Here is a 1,244-nt window from a genome sequence, read left to right on the forward strand (position 1 = left end):
AGCGCCGGCGTCCAGGTGGTCAAGCCGACGCTCGCCAGTCACCTACACGACTACTGGGGCCGGGTACGCGGCGGCGACATCGGCAGCCTGCCGGCCATCCTCGGCCTGATCGTGCTCTGCCTGATCTTCGGCATCGCCCGGCCCACATTCTTCAGCGCGGTCAACTTCGCCAACCTGTTCTCACAAGGCGCCGCGGTAACCCTGATCGCGATGGGCCTGGTCTTCGTCCTACTCCTCGGCGAGATCGACCTCTCCGCCGGCTACGCCAGCGGCGTCTGCGGCGCCGTCATGGCCATCCTGCTGACCACCTACGGCTGGCAGTGGTACACCGCCATCCCCGCCGCCCTCCTCACCGGCGTAGTCATCGGCTTCACCCTGGGCTTCCTGGTCTCAAAAATCGGCATCCCCTCATTCGTGGTGACCCTCGCCGCGTTCCTCGCCTTCCAAGGCATCCTGCTGATGCTGCTCAGCGGCGGCAAGAACATCTCCATCCGAGACCCGTTCGTACTCGCCCTGGCCAACAAGAACATGACCGTCGTGGTCAGCTGGGCCCTCGCGATCGCCGCCATCGCCGGATACGCCGTCGTACAATTCGTCAGAGTCCGCGGCCGCGCCGTCCGCGGCCTGGTCACCGACCCACTCGGCGTCGTCCTGGCCCGCATCGCCGCCCTCGCCGTGATCCTGCTCTCCGCCGTGGCCGTACTCACCACCGAACGCAGCATCAACCCACTGATCAGCGGCTCCGTCAAAGGCGTACCCATCGTCGCACCGATCATCGCGTTCTTCCTGATCATCTGGACCTTCGTACTCGGCCGCACCACCTACGGACGCCACGTCTACGCCGTCGGCGGCAACAAAGAAGCAGCCCGCCGAGCCGGCATCCCCGTCGACCGGATCCGCATCTCCGTCTTCGTCATCGGCTCAACCATGGCCGCCGTCGGCGGCATCATCGCCGCCAGCCGAGCCAACTCCGTCGACCCGAACTCCGGCGGCAGCAACGTACTGCTCTACGCCGTCGGCGCCGCCGTCATCGGCGGCACCAGCCTCTTCGGCGGCAAAGGCCGCGTCATGGACGCCGTCATCGGCGGCGCCGTCATCGCGGTCATCGACAACGGCATGGGCCTGATGGGCTACAGCGCCGGCGTCAAATTCGTCGTCACCGGCCTCATCCTGCTACTCGCCGCAAGCGTCGACGCCCTGTCACGCCGCAGAGCGGCAGCCACCGGTAACCGATGAACCGGCCC

Annotated in this window: 1 protein-coding gene; it reads left to right on the forward strand. The window is 67.0% G+C overall.

The genetic code is table 11. From position 1 onward, the window contains the following. The first annotated feature begins 15 nt into the window (after positions 1 to 15). Entirely contained in the window at positions 16 to 1,236 is a 1,221-nt protein-coding gene (locus AB0B58_RS42305; RefSeq protein WP_360237079.1) for an ABC transporter permease subunit, read from the forward strand. Positions 1,237 to 1,244 lie beyond the last annotated feature (8 nt).

Source organism: Actinoplanes sp. NPDC049118, assembly GCF_040648555.1.
Classification (GTDB): Bacteria; Actinomycetota; Actinomycetes; order Mycobacteriales; family Micromonosporaceae; genus Actinoplanes.